The sequence below is a fragment of the Aquidulcibacter sp. genome (assembly GCF_049239865.1).
Classification (GTDB): domain Bacteria; phylum Pseudomonadota; class Alphaproteobacteria; order Caulobacterales; family Aquidulcibacteraceae; genus Aquidulcibacter.
This window is the reverse complement of the sequence record NZ_JBMLTR010000219.1, coordinates 152,136-175,591: the sequence shown is the minus strand read 5'-3', so window position 1 is coordinate 175,591 and position 23,456 is coordinate 152,136. Positions and strand designations below refer to the sequence as shown.

Below are 23,456 nucleotides of genomic sequence, written 5' to 3'. Positions count from 1 at the left end.
CAGTGGCGGCGCAGCTGAAGTTTAGCCTGCTTGGACCTCGGCCATTGTCCGTACAGGACCCAATTCCAAGGGCTGGGGCAAATAGACAGAAAAGGCAGTGCCCCTGCCCTGCTCGCTCTCCACAACAAGGCCTCCGCGATGGCGATTGACGATGTGTTTGACGATGGCCAAGCCTAGACCGGTACCACTCTTGCCCGTGGCGGTTTCCTCCACGCGGTAAAAGCGCTCTGACAGGCGCGGTAAATGTTGGCGCGCAATACCCGGGCCTGAATCCTCAACTCGCAGCGTGCAATAGAGCCGATCCCGATCAACTTCTGGGCTGGTGAGCGGTAGGCGTGACGCGCCATCCCACTCGCGCATAGCCGATTTCAAAGCGGACTCTCGGTCGAGCCAAGCTGACAGCACGATGCGAATGTCCGACTGAGCGCCACCATATTTGAGGGCATTATCTATGAGGTTAGCCGCAATCTGCTGGATCTCATCCCAATCCCCAATCACCCAAAGCGGATCATCACCCGCCTTGAACTGAATGCGCTTTTGCTTGTCTGGCGGCAGGCTTTCAACGATTTCCTGCACGGCGGCAGCAAAGTCTGACCGTGCGGTTGGCGCAACGTGCTCATTAAGCTCAATGCGCGACAGACTCAGCAAGTCAGAGATCAAGCGGCTCATGCGATCTGCTTGAAGGTGCATAATCTCTAAGAATCGATCACGGGCCGCTGCGTCTTCGCGGGCCGGCCCCCGCAATGTCTCGATAAAGCCAATGATCCCCGCCAGTGGGGTGCGCAATTCGTGACTAGCATTGGCCAAGAAGTCTGCGCGCATGCGCTCTGACATGCGAGCCTCTGTCTCATCCTGAATAGATAAGAGGACAAAGCGCTCTTGATCAGCTTCAAAAGCCGCAATCGAAACGCGCTCATAGCGGTCAACCGGTACCCGGCTTTCAATCGACAAAGTCCGAGTCACGCCAGTCTTAAACACGTCGCTGACGGCGTCGACTAGATTCGGCCTCCGGATCACGGCGCTGAAGCGCACTTGGCCGGCATCAATGGAAAAGCGATCTCGGGAAGCTTGATTGGTACCGACCAGACGACCGGCTGAATCCACAATCAGAACTGGGTTGGGCGTTGCTTCGATGGCAGCACGAGCAAAGCGCACAGCATCGCGTACGAGGGTGGTCCCAGTTACTTCGCCGACAGCCCCAGAGCCTGGGACGGCCGCCACAAGACTTTGCCCAACAAGGCTTTTTTCTTCCAATGCGGTTTTGGTTGTGTCCGCGCCCAGCCACCAGCCAATCCCGAGCGACAGGCCGACACCAATGGCACCGAAGAGCGTCAACATGGCATTTTGAGTCAAACCGTAAATCAAGCCGCAAGCGACAAACAACACACCTAAAATGGTCGTAATAACAGGCCAATTCGGGGCAGTAGGTTCAGGCGAACTTTCAGGCATGGGAACTTTTCGTGATCTTGAGACGAAGCAGATACTTCAAGCTGACACGCAGCTATATCCTTAGGATGACAGTATTTTGACGGTTTTGCCACCCACGTTCAGTGGGTGCCAAGTTCGATGCGCCAGCGTAGACAGTGGGGGCCAAAGGTGGGAAGTTTGCACTGCAAGGAATGCATCAGGATTTAGAGCGAGGGCACAGCTATGTTGGCACGATTAGGATTGAGCTTCTGTCTCATCGGGGGCCTTGTTTCCCCAGCTTCCGCAGCCGCCCCCTCAATACAAAGACAGGCCATTGAGGCTGGTCGCACCCTCGCCCAATCCCATTGCGCAACCTGCCATGCCATCGGTAAACGCGGGCAAAGCCCGAACCCGCAAGCGCCACGATTTGCGACACTGGCGCAACGCTATCCGCTTGATAATTTGGCAGAAGCTTTTAGCGAGGGCATTCTGGTAGGCCATGGACCGATGCCTGAGTTTCAGTTTGATCCCGATCAAATCGATAGCCTGATTGCCTATCTAAGAAGCGTTCAGAGCCCCGTCAAAAAGGCAAAAAAGCGCGCGCCAAAATGAGTTGCCCGCACCCCCTTGTGTTGCCCAAAGGCCACACCTAACTGAAGGGACAACGATCCTTGCTACAAGGTCAATCCTGGACTTAACTTTAGGCTCTGCCACCATGAACTTAGATAAATTCACCGAACGCGCTCGTGCCATCGTCCAAGCCGGACAAATGGAAGCGATCAAACGCAAACACCAATATTTCACGCCAGAGCATTTGCTGAAGGCGCTGCTTGATGACGACAAACAACTGGCTGCTGGCCTGATCAGATCGGCTGGTGGGCGCCCCGATGAAGCCAAGCTTGCAACTGATGTGGCGGTTGCCGGTCTTCCTGTTGTCGAAGGTGGCGAAGATAAAATCTACATGCCGCCTGAAACCGCGCGTGTTCTGCAAGGTGCCGAGGATGCCGCTGGAAAAGCGGGCGATAGCTTTGTTGCTGCCGAGTGGCTCTTGCTGGCCATCTCGACCGCTCGCGCGACCAAAGCCGCAGATGCCTTGAAGGCAGCTGGGGTGACGCCTACCTCGCTCAATTCCGCCATCGGCATGATGCGCAGCGGTCGCACTGCCGATACCGCCAATGCGGACGACAATTATGAGGCGCTGAAAAAATATGCACGGGACCTCACCCAAGCGGCGCGCGACGGCAAGCTGGACCCTGTGATTGGTCGCGATGATGAAATCCGCCGCTGTGTGCAAGTCCTGTCACGGCGCACCAAGAATAATCCGGTGGTGATTGGGGAACCGGGGGTCGGTAAAACTGCCATCGCCGAAGGTCTTGCCCTTCGCATGATCAATGGCGACGTGCCCGAGAGCTTAAAGAACAAGAAGCTCATGAGCTTGGACATGGGTGCTTTGATCGCTGGCGCTAAATTCCGCGGTGAATTTGAGGAACGCCTCAAGGCGGTCTTGAGCGAAGTGGAAGCGGCCAATGGTGGCATTGTGCTGTTCATCGATGAAATGCACACCCTTGTCGGTGCGGGCAAATCTGAAGGCTCGATGGATGCGTCCAACCTCCTCAAGCCCGCCCTGTCGCGTGGCCAGTTGCGCTGCATTGGGGCAACCACGCTGGATGAATATCGCAAGCATGTGGAAAAGGACCCTGCCCTCGCCCGGCGGTTTCAACCCGTATTTGTCGATGAGCCCAGCGTTGAAGACACCATCTCCATCCTCCGCGGCTTGAAAGAAAAATACGAAGTCCACCATGGGGTTCGCATTTCTGATGCCGCGATTGTGGCCGCCGCCACCTTATCAAAGCGCTATATTGCAGATCGCTTCTTGCCCGATAAAGCTATCGATTTGATGGATGAGGCCTCGGCCCGCTTGCGCATGCAAGTCGACAGTAAGCCCGAAGAATTGGATGAAATTGACCGCCGCCTGATGCAATTGCGGATCGAAGCCTCGGCGCTGGGCAAAGAAAAAGACCCTGCCTCGATCGAACGTTTGGAAAGGCTTGAGGACGAGATCGACACCCTCCAAGCCAAGTCAGACGATATGAGCGAAACTTGGCGCTTGGAAAAAGCAAAGTTGGCGGATTCCACCAAGCTGAAAGAAGAATTGGAAAAGCTCAATCTTGAATTGGCCGAAGCCACGCGCCGGGGCGACTATGCCAAGGCCGGTGAATTGCAATATGGCACCATTCCCAATCTCGAAAAGGCGTTGAAAGAATCAGAGACCAGCGGCGAAAGCATGGTGCATGAAGTCGTCGATGCTGAACAAATTGCCGCCGTCGTAGCGCGCTGGACCGGTGTACCGGTCGAGCGCATGTTGGAGGGCGAGCGCGAAAAATTGCTCGCGATGGAAAACAGCCTGCGCGCCCGCGTGGTCGGCCAAGAAGAGGCGCTGGAAGCCGTTTCAGACGCGGTGCGGCGGTCACGTGCTGGCCTGCAAGATCCCAATAAGCCAATTGGTTCTTTTCTCTTCCTCGGTCCCACGGGCGTCGGCAAGACTGAGCTTACCAAAGCTTTGGCGGAATTCCTGTTCGATGACGACAGTGCGGTCACCCGCATCGACATGTCAGAATATATGGAGAAGCACTCCGTCAGCCGTCTGATCGGGGCCCCTCCGGGCTATGTCGGCTATGATGAGGGTGGGGCGTTAACAGAAGCCGTGCGGCGCAGACCCTATCAAGTCGTGTTGTTTGATGAAGTCGAAAAAGCCCACCCCGATGTGTTCAACGTCCTTTTGCAAGTGTTGGATGATGGCCGCCTGACCGATGGTCAAGGCAGGACAGTGGACTTTAAGAATGTCATCCTCGTCATGACGTCCAATCTGGGCAGCCAATATCTGGCTGAGCAGAATGATGGCGAAGATGTTGAGCTTGTACGGCCGCTGGTGATGGAGGCTGTGCGCGGCAATTTCCGCCCTGAGTTCATCAATCGTATTGATGAAATCATCCTGTTCCGACGCTTGGGTCGGGCGGAAATGGACCGGATTGTGCCGATCCAATTGCGCCGATTGGAAGCGCTCTTGGCATCGCGCGACATCAAAATTACTTTGGATGATGCCGCCAAAACCTGGTTAGCCGATAAGGGCTATGAGCCTGCCTATGGTGCCCGCCCTTTAAAGAGGGTGATCCAAAAGGATGTGCAAGACCCGCTGGCCCGCCTCATTCTCTCGGGCGCGATCAAGGACGGCGAAACAGTTGTCGTGACCGCGCAACCCGGTAGCGACGAGTTGAGCTTCAATGGCTTTACCGGGCAAAATGATAGCCCGCCCAAAGGCATTATTGTCAACTAAAACATTGAAAGTGTTTGGTTCGGGTCAGCTAACGGCCCGAACCGGACTCATCCCAAATGGCGGTTCTGGCGCTCTTGGGCTCTGGGTTGCCCCCCACTTCCAGCCCGCTTCGGCGAAGGCGAGTGCGGCGATCTTTGTGGTCTCGGTCATATCGGGGCCGGGCTCAAAACCTGCCAACCAGCGAAGCGCGGCCACAAGTGCGTCCTCATCATCTGCCTGCGCAGCGGCCAGAGCATTCAGTAGCGTCCGCTCGTCTGGGGAAGGTTCAAGGCTCCCTAAATCGCCTAGCCGTAGCTTGCGCCCAGACAAGAGAAGCAGATTGGCCAATTTGCGCATGGCGGCACGCGCTGTCTCGACACGCTCTGCCGTCACTGGGCAGCGGAAAACCGAAGGCCCAGCGGCGCGACGCATGGCATGGAGCGCAAGTTGCGCACCAGCTTCAAGACCATGGATCGGCTGTGAATGGGGCATGGCGGAACTATATGCGAATTATTCTCAAATACAAGCGGAAAAGGGGTGTGCCGCGCGATAAAACTTCGGAAAAATACTTTGCTCCGATGCCCCGCCGCCCCAAAACCAGCACGAAAAATTAAGCCCATTGCAACCTTTTTGGGCCATTCTAACCGCTCATAAATGCTCACAAAATTGGGAATTCGTGTGGCAAGTTAAGGAATCGGTTCGGTGGCCATCAATGCCAATGTCATTAGTCTGTTGAATTCAGGCGGGTTTTCCAACTCGTCCGTGCAGTCTATTGACTTGTCGGCACTCACCAATACCGCCACCGCCACCCGAACCGGTCCACCGACCCAGCGTGAAATTGCGCGGATGGCACCATGGGATTCCCGCGCTAAACCGGCAACTTTGTCGCAACTGGCTACTGAGGCATTGCGCGCCAGCCGTTTAGTGAATACCAGTTTGGGGTCAGGAGCAGGGTCTGCGGTCACCGACCCAAACGACAAAAGCTTGTTCGTCATTCATAATGGTGTTCAGAAGTTGCAAGCCTTGGCTGATGCTGCCGCCAAGGATGGGGTTAGCGCTGAAACGCGCAAGCGCCTGCAGGATCGGCTGACCAAAGGCATTGAGGAACTCAACGACCATATCAATGCCACCAAACTCGATGGGGCCTATTTGATTGGCGGGCGTCGTCTGGCGCGTCACGAAGGCGAAGGTATTCCCAAAGGTCTACTACAATACGACACCAAACCCTTGGTCAATGGCGATTTGACTGCCATCCCACAAGGCTTTCTGGGAGATCGCCGCTTCACATTGAAAGTGACCAAAGCTGGCGTCACCACCAATTTCGACATCAATCTTTCCGAAATGGGCACTACTGACCGAAATCTGGGCAATGTAACCAATTTCATCAATAGCAAGCTCGAAACGGCAGGGTTTGAGAGCCGATTTTCGCGTGTTGAAACCACAGTCCCCGCCACCACCAAGGGCGGGACGGCAACCGTTCAACAGCGGCTGCGGATCACCACCAACTCGCTAGAAACGCTGTCCTTTGAAGCTGCGGTAGGTGATACCAAGCCAGCGCTTTATGTTGCTGGCGGAAAGACCGTCGATAGCGCAACCCAAAGCGTGGTGAGCAAAATGACGGGCCTTGAGGGCACGGATGAGTTGGCGTCCTTCACTTCGGATATTTCGGCGGTCAAAGGCTCCACGGTTGGTGCCCGCGCATCAGTCGTAGGTTCAGACGGCTCGCTCTATGTGATTGCCGATGCGACCGGTAAAGTGAATGGCCAAACGCCTAAAGATAAAAGCGACGTCGTGTTGATGAAATACGACACAACGGGCCAAATCGTTTGGACGCGGGCCTTGGGATCGGCGGCTCCTGCCCAAGGATTCTCCCTCGCCATTGGCGCAGATGGGACTTTGGCAGTGGCGGGTTCAGTTTCTGGGCGCGCCGATACGGCGACCAGCACAACCGGTAATGGGCTGGATTCTTTTGTGGCTGCTTTTGATTCCGAAGGTCGGGACAAATGGTATCACCAGCAAGGGGCCACTGGCAGCGACAATGCCACCCATGTGCAAGTCGGCGCAGATGGGAGCGTCTTTGTCATGGGGACGACGACCAATAGTTATGGCGGCGCGGCTGCGTTAGGCGGTAAAGACGTCTATCTGCAGGCCTTTGACACCGCAGGTTCTGTGCGTTTTACTCAAACTTTGGGCACCACGGGCGATGACACGCCCGCAGGCTTAGCGCTTGCCAACGGCCAAGCCGTTGCCGTCTGGAACGAGAGCGGCGGCGCTCGCATGCGCAAATTTGATACGGTGACCGGCACTGCCAGCGGCGCAACCAACAATTTGGCTGCCAGCACTTTAAGCGCTGTTACCATGGTTACATCAGATTCCGCTGGCCGAATATTCCTTGCAGGCCGCACAGCCACGAGTTCGACCGCTAATAAATTAGTCGGCATGGAAATCAGTTCCGAAACCGTGCTGTTCCAAACCCAAACTTCTGGTGAAGCCATCCGGGCCCTAACCGCGGCAGGCGATCAGGTGGCCTATGCCACAGAGGCCGTTACGGTGACGCCAGCCAATGGCTCGACCCCTGCCAGCACAACGCGGGAAAGCTCGATCGTCGGTCTTGATGCAGATACAGGCGTGCAAGCGTTTAGTCGGACCGCCCCACAATTGGTTGATGCGCCAATTTCCATCGCCCTTGCGCCCACCGTTTCCCAAAGCCTCGATTCGATGGGCATTCCGCAAGGGACTTTGAGTTTCGGCATTTCTGATGCTTTGACTGACCGGACAGGTCTGCGCAGCGGCGACCAATTTAGTGTCATCGTCAACGGCGGTAGCGAGAAGAAAATCACCATCGCCCAGGGTGAGACCATGCGGACTTTGGCAGCCAAACTGAACCGCGTCTTGATGCGCGATGGCACTGCTGAGGCACGCTCCCTCAAAGGGATAGAAAGCTTGGTCATCACGCCAAAGGCTGGCGATCGGATCGAACTTAAGGCGACCGATGGCGTGGCAGACGCCCTGACTCAATTGGGCCTAGAACCCGGCGTGGCGATCCCTCGCCCTGCCCCTAAAAAGCCAGGCACCAAATCGGTCTCCGACCCGCCTCCCATTATTGCACTCGAAATGCCTTTGGAGGGCGATGTATCAGACAAGGCCAAAGCCAAGGCTTTGGCAGACTCATTTGACGGCGTGCTCCGACGTTTGCGTATTGGCTATCGGGAGATTTCCTCCGACCCAACGCAGGTCGAGTTGCGCAAGCAAAATGCAGCCAAGGCTGCCCAAAAATCAGGTGGCAACACAGCGGGCGTGGCCTATTACAATCGGCAAGCCGCTCTGGGTCAGGATGCCTTGCGCCGCCTCGGCGTTGTCGCCTAAGCAGGCAGTTTTTGTGCATGTTCATGCAATGCTCGTTTTAGGCTTGCATCTTGCCCGCCAGCCCCTAAACAAATGATATATCCTATCAGGAGGGCTATGCATGCGTCTGTGCGCGAAAGTGTTTTTTCTGGCGAGTGTCGTTGCAGCAGGTGCCGGGCTGGGCATCGCCGTAGCACAACAGGCTGCGCCGTCTACCCAAAGTGCTGAGCCCGCCAAAGACCCGACAAAAATCGTCGTACCGATTGAGCGCGTCCCCATCGACATTCGCCGCACCACTATCATCGTGAGGGACATGGAAACCTCACTCAAGCTCTATCGCGATGGGCTGGGTATGCGGGTGAATTATGATGAACGCATGAGTGTTTCGAGCCCGGCTTTTGCACAAGGCGGGCCACCCCGTCCGATTCGCTTAGTGTTACTCAATGCCAATGACCCTTGGATCGGCTGGATCGGCCTGATTCAATATACCGACCGCCCGGACCACCCCAAGGTCAAGCAGCCCAAAGTTTTGGGTCCGGGTAGCCATATCATAGTTGCCGCGGTTGCAGACGCGCAAAAGGCCTGTGATGCCGCCAAGGCGGCACCGGGCGTGCGTATGGTGGTGGAGCCGAAAATCTCGGTCTATCCGCCTCGTATCCCAGGTGCCCCCCCAATCCGGGTATTGGGCTGCCAATTCTTTGACGCCGATGGTGCTTATCTTGAGCTCAATCAAACTTTGCCACAATGAAGTCTCAGTAAAAGAAGATGGTTACTTGACGATGGCCTAGTCCCTGCAAGGTTGGGCGCAGCAACAAAGTGAGTGACGATGCGTGCCAATTTGATCCTTGTTTCGCTTTTAACGGGGTGGAGCTTTCAAGCTTTCGCCCAGCCAAATGCCCAACAAACCGCACCGCAACCCAAATCGGCACAGGTTCAAACTGTACAAGGGGAAGACCCTGCGGCGCTCGCACGGCTGGAAGACTCGCTGACGTGCGCTGCCGCAATTCAGGTGACGGCGATGGCTGCCCCTTCTTGGTCACGCGAACCAGGCGTTATCGACAGCAGCAATCGATGGCTGGCGGAAGTCTATGCCGCGGCCGATGCTTATGGCATTTCAAGCGATAAGGTACCCGAGTTGGTGCAGAGCGAAATGGAACGTCAACTTCAAGAAGCGGTTGAAAAACCAGATGCCCTATCCCGACGTGCCTTCAACTGCGCAGCCAGCCCGCCGAGCCCATCACTCTGATGGATTTAGAGGCCTGACTAGAATAAAAACGTCCCATGGCCGAGATCATCAATTTAAGACAAGCACGCAAAGCAAAAGCGCGCACCGCCAATGCCGCCAAAGGCGAGGCAAATCGTATCGCGTTTGGTCGCACGAAGCTGGAAAAGCTTGCCACAGAAAAGGCCAAAACGCAGACCAAAACGCGCCTCGATGGACATCTCCTGACCAAGGCGACAAATCATGAGCCTGATTAAGCGATCGGTTTCTCTCGAGGGACACGCCACAAGTGTTGCGCTAGAGGCAGAGTTCTGGGCGGCCTTGGACGGGCATGCCCGTCAGCGCCGCTTGTCTTTGGCAGGGCTGATCGGCGAGATCGACAGCCAAAGGGGCGATCGCCCGCTCGCAAGCGCCCTTCGGGTGTGGGCGCTTTTGCATCAAGTCTTGCCGGAAGGCTGAAGCCTTGCCAAATAGACGTATGCGCCCTGTTCTGACCCTATTGGCGATTCTCGCCGTTCTCCCCGCCCTTGTGAACGCACAAGAAGTCCCTGCCGCTGCGCCGACATCTGGCAGCATCACGCTGGACCGCCTGTTTGAGGATCCAGCACTCAATGGACCAGTCGCGCGCGCGCCGAAATTTTCGCCAGACGGCAAATTGGTCACCTGGCTACGACCGAATGAGCGCGATTTTTTGCGCTTAGACCTCTGGGCGGCCCCTGTCGCCGGCGGCGCGCCCTTTATGATGGTTGATTCAAAGGCTTTAGTCCCAGACGAGGGTGCCCTGTCCGAAGCAGAAGCCGCCCGTCGTGAGCGCCAACGCTTGGCCGGCACGCGTGGCCTTGTTGCCTATGAGTGGGACAAAAAGGGCGAGGCCATCTTGGCTCCTTTGGGCGGCGATCTCTATTATGTGTCGGTCGCGAACCCCAACAGCCCGCGCCGATTGACCCGCACACCAGAGTTTGAGACCGACGCTCAAATCTCACCTGCGGGCGGCTATGTGTCTTTCATTCGCGAAGGCCAGTTGATGGCCCTTAAACTAGGCACGAGTGAAGAAGTCGCGTTATCGCCAGCAGCCAGTGAAGCCACAACCTATGGCATGGCAGAATTCATCGCCCAAGAGGAAATGGATCGAGACACGGGCTATTGGTGGGCACCGAACGATGGCCGGATTGTCTTTACCCGAGTCGACGAGAGCGCAGTCGCCCTTGTCCCGCGCGTGGAGATTGGGGCGAGCCAGACCGAGATTGTCCAGCAACGCTATCCGCGCTCGGGTGCAACCAATGCCAGTGTCGCCTTATTTATCAAGGACATGACAACCGGTGCCGTCGTCCCAGTTGATCTAGGGGAGAATGACGACATCTATGTTGCGCGGGTCAATTGGTCGAAGGATGGCCAGACCCTGTATATTCAGCGGCAAAACCGTGCCCAAACGCGGCTCGACCTTCTGATGGTTGACCCGGCGACCGGCCAATCGAAAGTCATTCTCACAGAGGCGGATTTGGTTTGGCTGAACCTGACCAATGACTTCACGCCCTTGGCGTCGGGCGATTTCCTGTGGACGAGCGAGCGGACGGGTTGGCGCCACATCGAACGACGCAAGCGCGATGGTACCGGCGTACAAGTTTTGACAACCGGCAACTGGGCTGTGTCACAGATCACCGGTGTAGATGAGGCGGCAGGCCGCGTCTTTTTCATGTCCAATAAGGACGACAGCCTTGAACAGCGCCTTTACTCGGCACCTTTGGCCAAGCGTCGTGCGCCAAGTGCCGTAACCGCCAGCGGCGGCAGTTGGGGTGTGGCTATGGCTACCACCGGCAAAGCCTTCCTCGGAACCTATTCAGACCCCACAACACCCCCTCGCCTTGGCCTATATGAGGCCAGTGGGCGCTTGATCCGTTGGATTGAGGAAAACAAGCTCGACAGCAGGCACCCCTGGGCACCTTATCTCGCCAAACGCGCCTCGGTGCGGTTTGGTACCTTGAATGGTCCGTCCGGCGATGTGCTCAACTGGTCTATGCAACTGCCGGCCAATTTCGACCCCAGCAAGAAATGGCCTGTCATCGTCTATGTCTATGGTGGACCAGGCGTTCAGGTTGTTCGACGAAGCTGGGGTAGCAATACCGATCAGGTGCATGCCGCCCGCGGCTATATTGTGTTTTCCATCGACAATCGGGGCACGCCGAACCGGGGGCGCAGTTTTGAGCGCGCCATCAGCCGGAAACTGGGTGGGCCAGAGGTAGAGGACCAATTGGCGGGCCTCGCCTTTTTGAAAGCGCAGACCTATGTCGATCCTTCCCGCATTGGCGTTTGGGGTTGGTCCTATGGTGGCTATATGGCGCTGCGACTGGCGACCGAGGCACCGGAAGCCTACGCGGCTTATGTATCAGGAGCGCCCGTCACCGACTGGTCCTTGTACGACACCCATTATACCGAGCGCTTTATGGGCAAGCCTCAAGACGAGGCGGACGCTTATTCAAGATCGTCAGTTCTGCCGCGCTTGAAAAACGTCAAACGCCCGCTTTTGATCCTCCATGGCATGGCAGACGACAATGTGACGTTCGACAACTCAACCGCCGCGTTTGATGCCTTGCAATCCGCTTCGATCCCGTTTGAAACCATGGTCTATCCGGGGCAGAAGCACGGCATTCGCGAAAAAGCGCGGGCCAAGCACGTCCAACTCACGATCTTAAACTTCTTTGATCGAACTTTGGGACCTGGACCGCGCTAGATTAGCAATATCAGGCGAAGCGGTAAGGGCCACCCTTTTCAAGGGCGGCTTGCCATTGTGGTCTGGCATGAAGGCCTTCGAGCCAAGCTTTCATATTGGGAAGCATGCCCAGAGCCCCTTGGCCCTTGGCGATCTCGCCGACAAAGCTCATTTGAATGTCTGCGCCAGTCAGACGATCACCGACAAAAAACTGTTTTCCGGCCAACGCGCCTTCGACATAGGACAAATGGTTCATGATCTCACCTGTGATGCGCGGCATCAGCGGAGCAGCAGCATCCCCTAAGCGACCTGTGTAGAGCGCCAAAAGGAAGGGCAGCATGGCTGAACCTTCAGCAAAATGCAGCCAATGCGCATAGGCGGGATAAAGCGGTGAAGCAAAATCAACTGCCAGATCTGGGCCATAGCGGCGTGCCAACACATCGATAATCATCCCGGATTCAGCGAGAACTTCCCCGTCATCCGTCACCACAGGCGACTTCCCCAGTGGATGGACTTCCTTCAATTCTGGCGGGGCCAGATTGGTCACGGCATCGCGCTGATACTTCTTGATTTCATAGGGCGTTCCCATTTCTTCCAGCAGCCACAATATCCGCTGCGACCGGGAATCGTTAAGGTGATGCACGACAATCATAAAAGCCCCTCCACTCGGCTATGGTCTATCCACAGCGCTTAGATACGATCTGCCTCAACCCAAAAGCCGCGATTGGCAAGACCTTCGAGAACAAAATTTTTCCCAGCTTGTGCGGCGTCCTCATCATCATAGAGCGCAAAGCAGGTCGCGCCCGAACCCGACATACGGACAAAGCGGACATTTGGGCTGGCGGCCAAGCGCGCCATGGCGTCGGCAATTTCAGGGACAAGGCTGATGGCCGCTTGTTCAAGGTCATTGGGCATGGCGCGAAGATAGGCCAAGAGGCTTTCTCGGCTCGAGATTTCTGGCACAGGGCGAACATCCAACGCTGGACCGGCTCCTAAAGCGTCATAGGTGCGATAAACGGGCCCGGTAGGACACGGCACACCCGGATTGACCAAAACCACGCCCATGGGGGCTAAAGGCCCTGTACGCATTAAGGTCTCCCCTGTCCCGGTCATATGAACGGGTTGCCCGATTAGACAGGCAGGCACGTCAGCCCCTAGTTGAGCGCCCAAAGCCAGAAGTTGAGCTTGCGAAAGCTTGAGATTCCAAAATTCGTTCAGCGCATGCATTGCCGCTGCTGCATCGGCAGAGCCTCCACCAATCCCAGATGCGATCGGCAAATTCTTGGTCAAACGAATATGAGCTTGGGCCGGTATTCCTGCCGCGTCGGCGAGGATTTGTGCGCCACGGCAAACCAAATTATCTGGCCCTGCGCTCAGCCCCTCGCCAAACGGCCCTGAAATCTCCAGTTCCAGCCCAACGGACGCCTTCACCGAAAGGCGATCGCCAAGACTGTGCGTAAAGCATACGAGGCTATCGAGTGGGTGACGACCATCTGATTGTGGTGGCCCGACTCTCAAAGTCAGATTGAGTTTGGCGGGAGCAAAGCAGGCAGTCATCTGCGGCTTAGTTTGACTTGGTCTGAGCAAGAATGGCCGCATCTGCAGCCCGGCTAGGATCTGGCGGTAAGCCGTCGCTCAACTTGATTTCCAGTGCTTTGGTCTGTTCAGCCGTTGGTGTCAGCGACAAAGCGCGTCGCCATTCCAGCCGAGCCTCTTCTTGCCGGCCGGTGCGCCAATAGACATCCCCTAAATGGTCAGCCACCTCTGCAAGGTTGGGCGCAAGACTAGCCGCGCGCTCCAACATCGTAGCGGCCTCTTCATGGCGGCCACTTTTGAACAAAGCCCAGCCATAGGAATCCAGGATCGCGCCGGAGCGAGGGCGAAGCCGCATGGCATTGCGCAGCATCGCCAAGGCTTCGTCTAGATTTTCGCCACGATCAGCTAGAGCATAGCCTAAATAATTCAACACATTGGGTTGATTCGGGGCGGCAGCCTTTGCCAAGCGTAAGTCTGACAAGGCTTCTGGCCAACGACCGAGACGTTCGCGTGCGCCACCACGACCGAAATAAAGTGGCCACGTCTCAGCTGGTGACCAATTTGCCGCCTCACCCTGTTTAATCAGGCTGTGATAGGCGGCCTCCGCTTCGGCGTCGAGCCGATTGGCAGACAGCATATCGGCAAGTAGCGTCATGGCCGCAAAGTTTGTCGGATTTTTCGCCACCAGTTCGCGGGCGTTAAGCAAGGCTTGATTGGGGTCACGCGTATAAATCAGCCACGCCAATTCCGTGCGCGTTGCAACAAAATCCGGGCTAAAAACAGAGACACGCTCCAGCAAAGGCTCGGCCAGCTCATCATAACCATGACTAGCCAAATGCTGACCCAATGCCGCATTCACTTCATCTGAAGACGGGTGGAGAAAAGCCAACAAAAACAGAAGATCTGAGGTTTCAGTCGGTGGCCGGCTATCTTGCATCGCCTCGACCAAGGTCAACATGCCGATCGCAACATGGTCTTGCGCATTGAGGGCGACATTACCCTTATCGCCAGCGCGAGCCAGTGCCAAAGCCCCGGTAAAGGCTGAGGCCTTCACAGACCCGCGTTCGGCTAAAGGGGATAGAAGGGCCTCAGCTTTGTCCCGCTGCCCAACAGACAGCAGCAACTGGCTGTAAAACCGCAAGCCAGCTGGCGAATCTTGCTGAAGGCCCCGTGCCTTTTCAAACAAGGCAATAGCTTCTTGTGGGCGCTTGGCACGCGCCAAAATCATCGCTCGCGACATCAAGGCCGCATCGTCTAGCTCAGAAATGCCGGTAACTTGGCTCGCAAGATCAATTGCTTTTGGCCCTTGCCCTTGGCCTAACAGCGCATAGGCGCGGAGGTGGTTAGCAAATTGGGTGAGGCTCGGGCTAAACTTTTGCCCGTCTAGAGTGCGGGCGACATCTTGATATCGCCCCTGCCCAAGGGCCTCGACCGTCAAGGCCAAAACAGCTTTCGGAGAGCGCTGAGCAGGTGCAACCAATTTGGCCATTCGCACCACCATGCCTAGATTACCCACCTCTAGGTTTGCAGCAGTCGCCCGATCATATAGCTCCAAGTCGGAAGGGCGGCGGAAGAAGGCCCGCGCCCAAGCTTGCGCCGCTAATTTGGGATTATCGACACCTTGCGCATAGCGCCCAGCCAAGGTTGCTGCAAAAATATCGGCGTCTGAGCGCTGTAATAGGACAGGCGCGCCCGGCTTTGCAGCAGAAGAGCCTACTTGCACCGGATTTTGAGCAAAAGCCTGTGGCGCGCTGAAGCAAAGTGGAAGCGCCGCGAAGACGAGCGCACGCGCCACAGAATTTGGCTTTTGTCTAAACACTACCCGGCTCCACAAAGATTGGAGCTGTTTTTTTAACGGGTGCAGGCCCCTTAAGGCCATTTTTCAATTTCTCTTCCAGCTCCGCTTGCTTGAAATAATGCCCGCCGAAGTCCTTCACCATTTGCCACATGCGCCGCGCTTCACTTGGCTTACCTTGATGCCAATAGACGTCGCCCAGATTGTCATAAATCTCAGGGTCTGGTGCTTCCTTGCGCATGTCGACGGCTTTTTCGATCAAGCGTTGAGCTTCATCCAATTGGCCAAGCTTATAATGTGCGCGGCCTAGAGAGTCCGTTATCGCCCCAGAATAGGGGCGCAGTTCATAGGCTTTCTGCAACAATTGAAAGCCCTCTTCGACATCGATATCATACTCAACCAACGTGTAGCCCAAGGCATTCATGAAGAGTGGCGAACGTGGCATTTCTGCCAGTGCATCGCGCATCAGTTGAACGCCTTCAGCCCTAGTTCCAGGGAATTGCGCAAGGACGCCACCCAGGGAAAGCTTCGTGCGGCCATCTGCACCGAGCATCTTTAAACTTTCGCGCGCCGCTGGCAGCCCTTCAACATGTGTTGAGGGTTCGGCGGCAAGGAAGAGGCCGGCCGAACCACGAACCGGGTTCTCTGGCTTCAGCTTTTTGACCAAAGCGCGGGCGATCTCAATCGCTTCGGCTTTCTGGCCCAAGTCATAATGCGCACGCATCATACTCAGGCGGGCCAAGTCTTCATCCCACTCACCTGTACCGCGCGCTGCAACCACACTCTTATTGGCGCTTTCGAAAGCGCCCTTGAAATCACCCCGGGCGCTGCGAATACTGGCCTGAAGGTCCCACCAACGCCGGTCACGAAGATTCTGCGGGATCTGATCCAAAAGCGCCGCCGCGTTGGAGGCGTCTTCGAGGCTGAGATGTAGCACTGCCTTTTCGCGGCGCACTTCGTCCAGTCGCTCACCGGTCACAATCGGGGCCAGCGTTTCTAAGGCGGCCTTGTCTTCGTCAATCTCGCTTAGGGCTTCCGCCAAGCTAAAGCGCGCAGATTGATTGGACGGGTCAATCTTCAAGGCAGTCCGAAGCAACAAGGCATCGCCAACGAACAAAGCATCCGCATCAGGCTTTTCAGATGGCTCGCCGGACTTTGGATTGGTTGGATCATTTTGCTCTTGATTGGCTTGGAATATCCGAACCAGCATCATGGCTGAGGCATAATTACTCATCAAAGAGCTAACGCTTGCCTGTGGCAGCATCGCGGCTAGGGGCTTTGGCTTTCCAGACGCGATCGTCTCGCGAAATTGGGTTTCGAGGGGGTCCAGCCCCTTTGGTTCACCAAAAATCTCGTCATGGGCCTTTAGGGCATCATTCTTGCGACCAGCTTGAACCAATAAAGTGACATAGCGCCGGCTCAAGTCTCGCACAAAATGGAGCTCACCGGCTTTTTGAGCCTGCGCATAATAGCCCAAGGCAGCTTTGATTTCCCCATTCTGTTCAGCGAGCAGGCCGCGATAGGCGTTGAAGAAGGGACGATTACCATCGCCGCCATAGACTTCCCAAACATTAATCGCCTGGTCCAACTGGCCCTGTCCAACATGAGCCCATGTAACTAGACCAGCCGTCAGCATGTCATCCTTGTCGCTGTCACGTAGCGTGTCGGTGGCATCTTGATAATTTTGTTGGCTGAAAGCCCGCACGCCGCTGTAATAAAGTGCCGTGCTATTGTCACCGCCCGCACGGCCAAGCGCGGCAATCGACTTGAAGGCGAAATCCAGATCGTCATCAATCAATGCTTGCCGGATGGCGTCGCCCAAGCTTAGCCCAGCATAAGCGCGCTCGCGCTCAATCGCACCAGCGCTGTCTGCGTCTGGCGTACGCTCAATTACAGGCGGCGCAGAAGCCCAAGCTATCGGTGCCATGAGCGATGCGCCCATAAGGATGGTGGTGGTCGCAAAAAGGACTGCTCTGAGGCGCATGGCAACATCCTGCTGGTAGCGTGGATTGATGGATCGACCAAGGATTGGTCAAAGACTAAACTGGCGCTGATTGAGTGACCAAACAAGGGCTAGACCAAGGCCAGCCTGTGAAATGTGATCGCAATCAGCGCCGATGTTCAGCTCAACGCTACATATTCTGGTAGATTGGCCCTTCCCCACCCTGCGGCGTGGTCCAAGTGATGTTCTGGTTCGGGTCCTTGATGTCGCAAGTTTTGCAATGGACGCAATTCTGCGCATTGATCTGGAAGCGCTTTCCTGCCCCATCTTCGACCCACTCATAAACGCCCGCAGGACAATAGCGGTTTGAAGGCCCGGCAAAGACATCCAATTCACTCGACTTTTGAAGCGCAAGGTCGGCGACTTTCAAATGGATTGGCTGATTTTCTTCGTGATTGGTATTGGACAAGAAGACCGAGGACAGCTTGTCAAAGCTGACTACACCATCAGGCTTTGGATACTCAATCTTCGGGCATTGATCAGCAGGCAACAGACTGGCAGCGTCGGTTTTGCCGTGCTTCTGCGTGCCAAACGGTGACCAGCCGCCAAATACGGTGGTGCACCACATATCGATACCGCCGAGAGGCAAACCGATCAGGGTGCCAAACTTGCTCAGAAGTGGCTTCACGTTGCGGACCAGCTCCAAGTCCTTATAGACCCAGCTGGCTTCATAGGCGGCCTGATACTCTTCCAGCACGTCGCCAGACCGACCCGCCGCGATCGCCGCTGCTACCGTCTCAGCGGCCAGCATGCCGGTCTTCATCGCATTATGGCTGCCCTTAATGCGGGGCACGTTTACAAAGCCTGCCGAGCAGCCAATTAAGGCCCCGCCGGGGAATGGCAATTTAGGCACCGATTGCAGACCGCCTTCGGTGATAGCACGCGCGCCGTAAGACAAGCGCTTGCCACCTTCAAAAGTTGGGCGGACATCAGGATGCTGTTTAAAGCGCTGGAATTCATCAAATGGGCTCAGCCAAGGGTTCTTGTAATTCAAGTGAACCACATAGCCTACGGAGACCAGATTATCGCCCCAATGATAAAGGAAGGAGCCACCGCCTGTGCTCCAGTCCAACGGCCAACCAAAAGCGTGCTGAACCAGGCCAAGCTTGTGCTTTTCTGGCGCGACCTGCCAAACTTCCTTTAGGCCAATGCCGTATTTCTGGGGCTCTTTGCCTTCGTCGAGGCTGTATTTGGCGATGATCTGCTTAGCGAGCGAACCACGGACGCCCTCGCCGATCAGAGTATATTTGGCAAAAATATTGATGCCGGGGGTGAAGTCTGGACCCATTTCACCTTCGCGCGTGACGCCCATATCCCCGACTTGCACGCCTTTAACGGCACCGGCTTCATCATAAACGACTTCGGCGGCGGCAAAACCTGGATAGATCTCCACGCCCAATTCCTCTGCCTTGGCACCCAACCAGCGGCAGACATTGCCAAGCGAGCCGATGAAATTGCCGTGATTATTCATCAAGGGTGGCATGATGAAATTAGGCAATGGCAGGCTGCCCGCTTGACCCAAAAGCTTCAGCTCATCTTTCTCCACTTGCGTGGTCAAGGGCCGATCTGGCGCTTCGCGCCACTCAGGCAACAATTCGTCCAAAGCTTTGGGGTCGACAACAACGCCGGAGAGAATATGGGCACCAACCTCGCCGCCTTTTTCCAGCACCGCGACAGCTAAGTCAGCATTGAGCTGTTTTAAACGGATCGCAGCTGCCAAGCCTGCAGGCCCAGCACCAATGATCAGGACGTCATATTCCATCGATTCACGCTCAATCGCGTCAAAAGCCATCGTCACTCCCCTTTTCGCCTAGGCCCTGCATGGATCAGTTAGACTGTTATCGCATGAGGACAAATTTCAGATTGCCTTTGTCATCAGCCTCACGAATGCTTATCGAGGTCTTAAAGGACGAAGGTCAAGACCAGTTAGGCGCCCAAACCGCCGCAAAGTCTGCGATAGGAATGCTGAACGCATGCATGTACGCCCAAGTTTAACAGTTGAAACCGCTGCCCAAGCGCTGGCGCAATGGTGGGAGCTGGCGGGACTGGAGCCGTTTGACCTTGGCCCTGTCCAGCGTGCACGCGCGCAGGCCGTACAACGACAAGCCGTCGAAACCCCAGTTCCCGAAGCCAAAATCACGCCAGCGCGCGTGAATACCGCCAAAAAGCCAGTCGACGCGCTGGCAGAAGCCCAACGCCTTGCTCAATCCTGCACGAGTTTGGATGCCCTTTATAAAGCCTTGGAGAGCTTTGATGGTTGCGGGCTGAAGGCGAATGCACGCACCACCGTGTTCGCCGATGGCCGCGCCGAAGCGGAAATCATGGTGATTGGCGAAACGGCTGGTCGCGAAGACGATGAAATCGGAAAGCCGTTTCAGGGTCCCGAAGGCGATTTACTCACGAAAATGTTAGCCAGTATTGGGCTCGATCGGCAGCACGACAGTTATCTAACCTGCCTCATTCCATGGCGGCCGCCCGGCAACCGAAACCCGACCGCAGAAGAAGTAGCGCTTTGCCGACCTTTTCTGGTGCGCCATATTGAGCTCGCGGCCCCCAAGGCCGTTTTGATGGTGGGTGGCTTGACCGCCCAGACCCTGTTGAGCACCTCCGAAGGCATCATGAAGCTACGTAATCGGTCTTTTGATTACGGGCTTGGCGACAACGCGAAGGGATCTTCTGCCTATGCGCAATGTCTGTTTTCGCCTGCCTATCTGTTGAACAGACCGCGCGACAAAGCGCTCGCTTGGCAAGATTTATTAAGATTTGAACAGAAAATCTCAGCTTTGGGCGTTGCCACACGGGGCAGAAACGGGGCAAAAGGCACGTAAATCTGCCCATTCGACCTCTCAAGATGGTCCCCGGGCTTCATGGACCTCTGACCAGAACTGGTCGGGGCAAGCAGGCAAGTTGGTTTGAGACACTTCGGGACTTCCAAAGTTTATCAAGCACTTCGGCGAAAGGCCCAGATGATTTGACCCAATGTGGCATTACTCAGATTGGTGTGCGCAAGCGGCGATTACTGATGCCAATTTTGGCAATGGGCTGCTTTGCCCTAGCTGGCGCTTCTACGACGGCTTTAGCCCAAACAACCTCTACTGTCCCCGCTTTGCGCGGCACGGTAGCTGGCCCTGATGTCCTGACCAGCAGCGATGAAGCCAATTACCGAAAAGCCTTTACAGCTGCGGCCACCAATCAGAAGGGCGTCCTAGAAGACCTATTGCCGACGATTTCCGATGGCACCTTGAAGCCACATGTTGAGCGGGCACGCCTCATTGCTACAGCCACGCCACCTGATTTGCCAGCAATGGCTGCTTGGCTTGAGCGTTGGGGCGATGTGGCAGGCGCAGGCGCTGTTTATGAGCGCGCTCAAGAAGCACAAGAAGATGCCATTCAGGCCGCGCGGATCATGGGCGTAGTGCCCACACCCTTTAAGCTAAAACGGCCAGATCCTGTACCAACCCGTCGCTCGATGGGGGCCGTGCGCGAGCCAAGTTTTATTTCTGTGCCAATTGGGCAAGGGGCAACCCGCGCAGACCGCGCTCAAATTGACGCCTTGGCGGCACGCTTCTATGCGGGCGACGATGAAACCGCTTTGGCTATGGCACGCGAGGCGGTGAATGGCCCACAATCGGGGCAGGCCGGTTGGATTGGTGGCCTGGCGGCTTATCGCTTGGGTGATTTTGCCACCGCGCAAACCTTGTTTACGGCAGCAGCAAATTGGAATGCAAGCGACGATTGGGCGCGTTCGTCTGGTGCTTTTTGGGCCGCGCGCGCGTCTGAAAAGCTGGGCGACAAGGCCAAGACACAATCCTTTTTGGAACAAGCCGCTTCCAGCCCTCTGACTTTTTATGGGCAATTGGCACTGGCACGGCTCGGTCGCTGGGAGACTTTGAAAATCCCGCAGGCCCAAGACGAGAAGGATCGCGCAACGCGTTTAATGCGCGCTGATCCCGGCATTCGTCGTGCTGTCGCCTTGAAAGAAATTGGTCGTGTGTCCGATGCTGAGGCGGAATTGTTCAATAGTTGGAGCCGAGCGCGGTCTGAGGACGATCTCGGTTATCTGGCCGTGGCGCGCAGCCTCGATCTCGGCCCTGTAGCCGAACGGATAGCGCAGTCATCGTCTGCGGCGGCGTTAGCAGCGCTTTACCCCATCCCGGACCAATTCCGCCCAGTTGGTGGCGAATTTGTCCTAGACCGTGCCGTTATTTTGGCGGTGATGCGCCAGGAATCGAAGTTCGATACGAATGCGAAATCCTATGCCGGTGCGCGCGGACTGATGCAGGTGATGCCTAGAACTGCTGCTTGGATGACGGGCAGGCGCGATTTGGCGAGCAATCCGCGATTGCTGAATGATACCACGTTAAACGTGACTTTAGGTGAGGCTTATCTTGAAAAGATGATGGCGATGGGCGTTGTTTCCAACTGCCTGACGCGCACGTTCATGGCCTATAATGCGGGTCCTGGAAATGTGGCGCGCTGGAGCGCCAGCGTGAAGGGCGCGGAAGACACCTTGATGTTCATGGAGGCCGCTCCAAACGGTCAAGCCCGTGTCTATGCCGAACGGGTAATGAGCAATATGTGGATATACCATCGCCGCTTTGGCCAACGTGCACCAAGCCTTGAAAAACTGGCTCGTGGCCTTGCGCCTACATATGAGCCGCAGGATAATCCCCGTCTAGCCAGCACGAATGTCAGGTTCAGTGCCGTCACGTCGACAAGCACGAGCGGCACGACTGGGGCGACGGGGTCTGCCAGTTTTGCGAACTCTGGTGCCTTATCGCTGCGTTGAACGCTTCAGGCTGGCAACATCATCGACATCTTCAAGCTCGCGCAGAAAAGCGATCCGCCAAGTGGCTGGCAAACAAGCCAATGTGTCCGCTAAAGTGTGTGGGCTCGACCAACGCACTGGGGCAAGGTAGGCGCGGCGAGCAGCCCGCGGGGCCATGCCGATCAGCCAATAGCCGCCATCTGTCGCAGGCCCCAAAACAACGTCTGCCCGCTTTAAGGCGTAGAAGGCTTGAACCAAATCTGCCCGCTTCAGATCTGGTAAATCGGAACCAATGATACAAACAGGCACTCGGCCAAACGCCACCAAAGCGCGCGCCATGCGCTGCCCCAAATCGCCTTGTCCCTGCCCTACCCGCCGCAGATCAGAAGGCCAAGCACCGGGAAATCGTGCGTCCAAGTCTTTCTGGGGCGCGACCGCCAGCAGGGTTTCCCACCCTGTTGAGCGGGCTACTCTGCAGGTAAAGGCGTCCAAGCGCCTTTTTGTCCGCCAAGCTGCCACCTTACCCACCCCTTGAGCCAAACGCGTTTTGGCAAGCCCCATGCGCGGCGACTTTGCGAAGATGAGTAGCTTTGGCTTCACCGATACCAGCCCTTGATCCGATCTGGCGAAATCCCACACAAAAAGGCAGCCAGAAGCATTATGTTGCGCAAAGGGACGAACAACCAGCCGCCACGACGATATCGCTCAGCGCTGGTCTGAACCGAGGCAGGTAAGGCACGCAAACGCGCTTTGCCCAGCTTCCGCACCAGATCGACGTCCTCCATCAATGCAATTGGCTGAAACCCGCCCACAGCTTCGTACATGCTCCTCGAGATCAAAAGCCCTTGGTCTCCGTAAGGCAGACCGAACAGGCGGGCACGCCAATTGGCCCAGAAGGCAATCCGGCGGGCTGGAGCCTCATGCGCATCAAAGTCCAGGCGAAAATAGGCCGCTTGGCGCGGGGCCGTCGCGATATGGGCCTGACAAGCGGCAATCCAACCTTCCAACGGCACGGAATCGCCATGCAGGAACAAGATCCAGTCGCCCTTGGCGGCGATAGCCCCTGCAGCCAATTGTTGCCCACGGCCACGACCCGCAGACCCAACTTGCAGAACAGTGCAGCCCATATCGAGCGCAAGTTCCGCACCTTGATCGGATGAACTCGCATCCACTACGACGACATCTCGGACAAGGCCAGCGCCTAATCCGGCCACTAAAGTAGCGAGGCAATCTGCCAGTCTGGGCATCGCGTTCAAGGTTGGGATAACAATGGAAAGCGGTGGAGAGGTCATAGTCGCACTTCAAGGGCTTGCGCGAGCCAGTGGCAAGGGGGTTAAGTGTAAGCCGCCGTAGTATTAGGC

18 protein-coding genes and 1 pseudogene are annotated in these 23,456 nt (G+C 56.4%); 10 read left to right on the top strand and 9 right to left on the bottom strand.

Features of this window, described 5'->3' with window-relative positions; genetic code table 11:
• Nucleotides 1-21: 21 nt before the first annotated feature.
• Nucleotides 22-867, bottom strand: a pseudogene (locus ACOVRA_RS16345) (sensor histidine kinase); the annotation flags it as partial.
• A gap of 783 nt (nucleotides 868-1,650) precedes the next feature.
• On the opposite strand from ACOVRA_RS16345, the gene ACOVRA_RS16340 reads away from it, so the two are divergent.
• Together ACOVRA_RS16340 and clpB are read left to right on the top strand one after the other, a co-directional pair.
• Complete coding sequence (locus tag ACOVRA_RS16340) at nucleotides 1,651-2,019, top strand: c-type cytochrome (RefSeq protein WP_421721222.1); 369 nt, start codon at nucleotides 1,651-1,653, stop codon at nucleotides 2,017-2,019.
• A 103-nt stretch (nucleotides 2,020-2,122) separates the two neighbouring features.
• On the top strand, nucleotides 2,123-4,741 hold the full coding sequence (gene clpB, locus ACOVRA_RS16335) for an ATP-dependent chaperone ClpB (RefSeq protein ID WP_421721221.1): 2,619 nt from the start codon (nucleotides 2,123-2,125) through the stop codon (nucleotides 4,739-4,741).
• 24 nt (nucleotides 4,742-4,765) lie between these two features.
• Here clpB and ACOVRA_RS16330 read toward each other — a convergent pair whose 3' ends face one another.
• Nucleotides 4,766-5,212, bottom strand: a complete 447-nt coding sequence (locus tag ACOVRA_RS16330; RefSeq protein WP_421721220.1) for a hypothetical protein — start codon at nucleotides 5,210-5,212, stop codon at nucleotides 4,766-4,768.
• 210 nt (nucleotides 5,213-5,422) lie between these two features.
• On the opposite strand from ACOVRA_RS16330, the gene ACOVRA_RS16325 reads away from it, so the two are divergent.
• From ACOVRA_RS16325 to ACOVRA_RS16300, 6 genes are all read left to right on the top strand, one after another.
• Complete coding sequence (locus tag ACOVRA_RS16325) at nucleotides 5,423-8,086, top strand: hypothetical protein (protein WP_421721219.1); 2,664 nt, start codon at nucleotides 5,423-5,425, stop codon at nucleotides 8,084-8,086.
• A gap of 100 nt (nucleotides 8,087-8,186) precedes the next feature.
• Nucleotides 8,187-8,813 (top strand): VOC family protein, encoded by a 627-nt coding sequence (locus ACOVRA_RS16320; protein WP_421721218.1) that lies wholly within the window; start codon nucleotides 8,187-8,189, stop codon nucleotides 8,811-8,813.
• Between the two features lie 78 nt (nucleotides 8,814-8,891).
• On the top strand, nucleotides 8,892-9,311 hold the full coding sequence (locus tag ACOVRA_RS16315) for a hypothetical protein (protein ID WP_421721217.1): 420 nt from the start codon (nucleotides 8,892-8,894) through the stop codon (nucleotides 9,309-9,311).
• A gap of 35 nt (nucleotides 9,312-9,346) precedes the next feature.
• The gene (locus ACOVRA_RS16310) at nucleotides 9,347-9,544 is read left to right on the top strand and encodes a DUF4169 family protein (protein WP_421721216.1); all 198 of its coding nucleotides are present in this window, start codon (nucleotides 9,347-9,349) and stop codon (nucleotides 9,542-9,544) included.
• Nucleotides 9,531-9,746 (top strand): ribbon-helix-helix domain-containing protein, encoded by a 216-nt coding sequence (locus tag ACOVRA_RS16305; protein WP_421721215.1) that lies wholly within the window; start codon nucleotides 9,531-9,533, stop codon nucleotides 9,744-9,746. The genes ACOVRA_RS16310 and ACOVRA_RS16305 overlap by 14 nt, the downstream gene beginning before the upstream one ends.
• Before the next feature lie 4 nt (nucleotides 9,747-9,750).
• The gene (locus ACOVRA_RS16300; protein WP_421721214.1) at nucleotides 9,751-12,015 is read left to right on the top strand and encodes a S9 family peptidase; all 2,265 of its coding nucleotides are present in this window, start codon (nucleotides 9,751-9,753) and stop codon (nucleotides 12,013-12,015) included.
• A 10-nt stretch (nucleotides 12,016-12,025) separates the two neighbouring features.
• Here the strand turns inward: ACOVRA_RS16300 and ACOVRA_RS16295 are convergent, their stop codons facing one another.
• The 5 genes from ACOVRA_RS16295 to ACOVRA_RS16275 form a co-directional block, all read right to left on the bottom strand.
• Complete coding sequence (locus ACOVRA_RS16295; protein WP_421721213.1) at nucleotides 12,026-12,646, bottom strand: glutathione S-transferase family protein; 621 nt, start codon at nucleotides 12,644-12,646, stop codon at nucleotides 12,026-12,028.
• A gap of 38 nt (nucleotides 12,647-12,684) precedes the next feature.
• Nucleotides 12,685-13,551 (bottom strand): 4-(cytidine 5'-diphospho)-2-C-methyl-D-erythritol kinase, encoded by an 867-nt coding sequence (locus ACOVRA_RS16290; protein ID WP_421721212.1) that lies wholly within the window; start codon nucleotides 13,549-13,551, stop codon nucleotides 12,685-12,687.
• Between the two features lie 7 nt (nucleotides 13,552-13,558).
• Nucleotides 13,559-15,349: a tetratricopeptide repeat protein gene (locus ACOVRA_RS16285; protein WP_421721211.1), complete on the bottom strand. Its 1,791-nt coding sequence runs from the start codon at nucleotides 15,347-15,349 to the stop codon at nucleotides 13,559-13,561.
• Nucleotides 15,342-17,309, bottom strand: a complete 1,968-nt coding sequence (locus tag ACOVRA_RS16280; RefSeq protein WP_421721210.1) for a tetratricopeptide repeat protein — start codon at nucleotides 17,307-17,309, stop codon at nucleotides 15,342-15,344. The genes ACOVRA_RS16285 and ACOVRA_RS16280 overlap by 8 nt, the downstream gene beginning before the upstream one ends.
• A 148-nt stretch (nucleotides 17,310-17,457) precedes the next feature.
• Nucleotides 17,458-19,119, bottom strand: coding sequence for an electron transfer flavoprotein-ubiquinone oxidoreductase (locus tag ACOVRA_RS16275; protein ID WP_421721209.1), 1,662 nt, complete (start codon nucleotides 19,117-19,119; stop codon nucleotides 17,458-17,460).
• Between the two features lie 181 nt (nucleotides 19,120-19,300).
• Here ACOVRA_RS16275 and ACOVRA_RS16270 point away from each other — a divergent pair, with 181 nt between their 5' ends.
• Both ACOVRA_RS16270 and ACOVRA_RS16265 read left to right on the top strand, forming a co-directional pair.
• Nucleotides 19,301-20,155, top strand: a complete 855-nt coding sequence (locus tag ACOVRA_RS16270) for a uracil-DNA glycosylase (protein ID WP_421721208.1) — start codon at nucleotides 19,301-19,303, stop codon at nucleotides 20,153-20,155.
• A 194-nt stretch (nucleotides 20,156-20,349) separates the two neighbouring features.
• Entirely contained in the window at nucleotides 20,350-22,116 is a 1,767-nt protein-coding gene (locus tag ACOVRA_RS16265; protein ID WP_421721207.1) for a transglycosylase SLT domain-containing protein, read from the top strand.
• Here ACOVRA_RS16265 and ACOVRA_RS16260 read toward each other — a convergent pair.
• Together ACOVRA_RS16260 and ACOVRA_RS16255 are read right to left on the bottom strand one after the other, a co-directional pair.
• Entirely contained in the window at nucleotides 22,102-22,695 is a 594-nt protein-coding gene (locus ACOVRA_RS16260; protein ID WP_290801393.1) for a TIGR04282 family arsenosugar biosynthesis glycosyltransferase, read from the bottom strand. The genes ACOVRA_RS16265 and ACOVRA_RS16260 overlap by 15 nt on opposite strands.
• Nucleotides 22,692-23,387 carry a TIGR04283 family arsenosugar biosynthesis glycosyltransferase gene (locus tag ACOVRA_RS16255; protein ID WP_421721206.1) on the bottom strand — a complete coding sequence of 232 codons (696 nt, stop codon included), beginning with the start codon at nucleotides 23,385-23,387 and terminating at the stop codon, nucleotides 22,692-22,694. Before ACOVRA_RS16255 ends, ACOVRA_RS16260 begins: the two co-directional genes overlap by 4 nt.
• Between the last annotated feature and the right edge of the window lie 69 nt (nucleotides 23,388-23,456).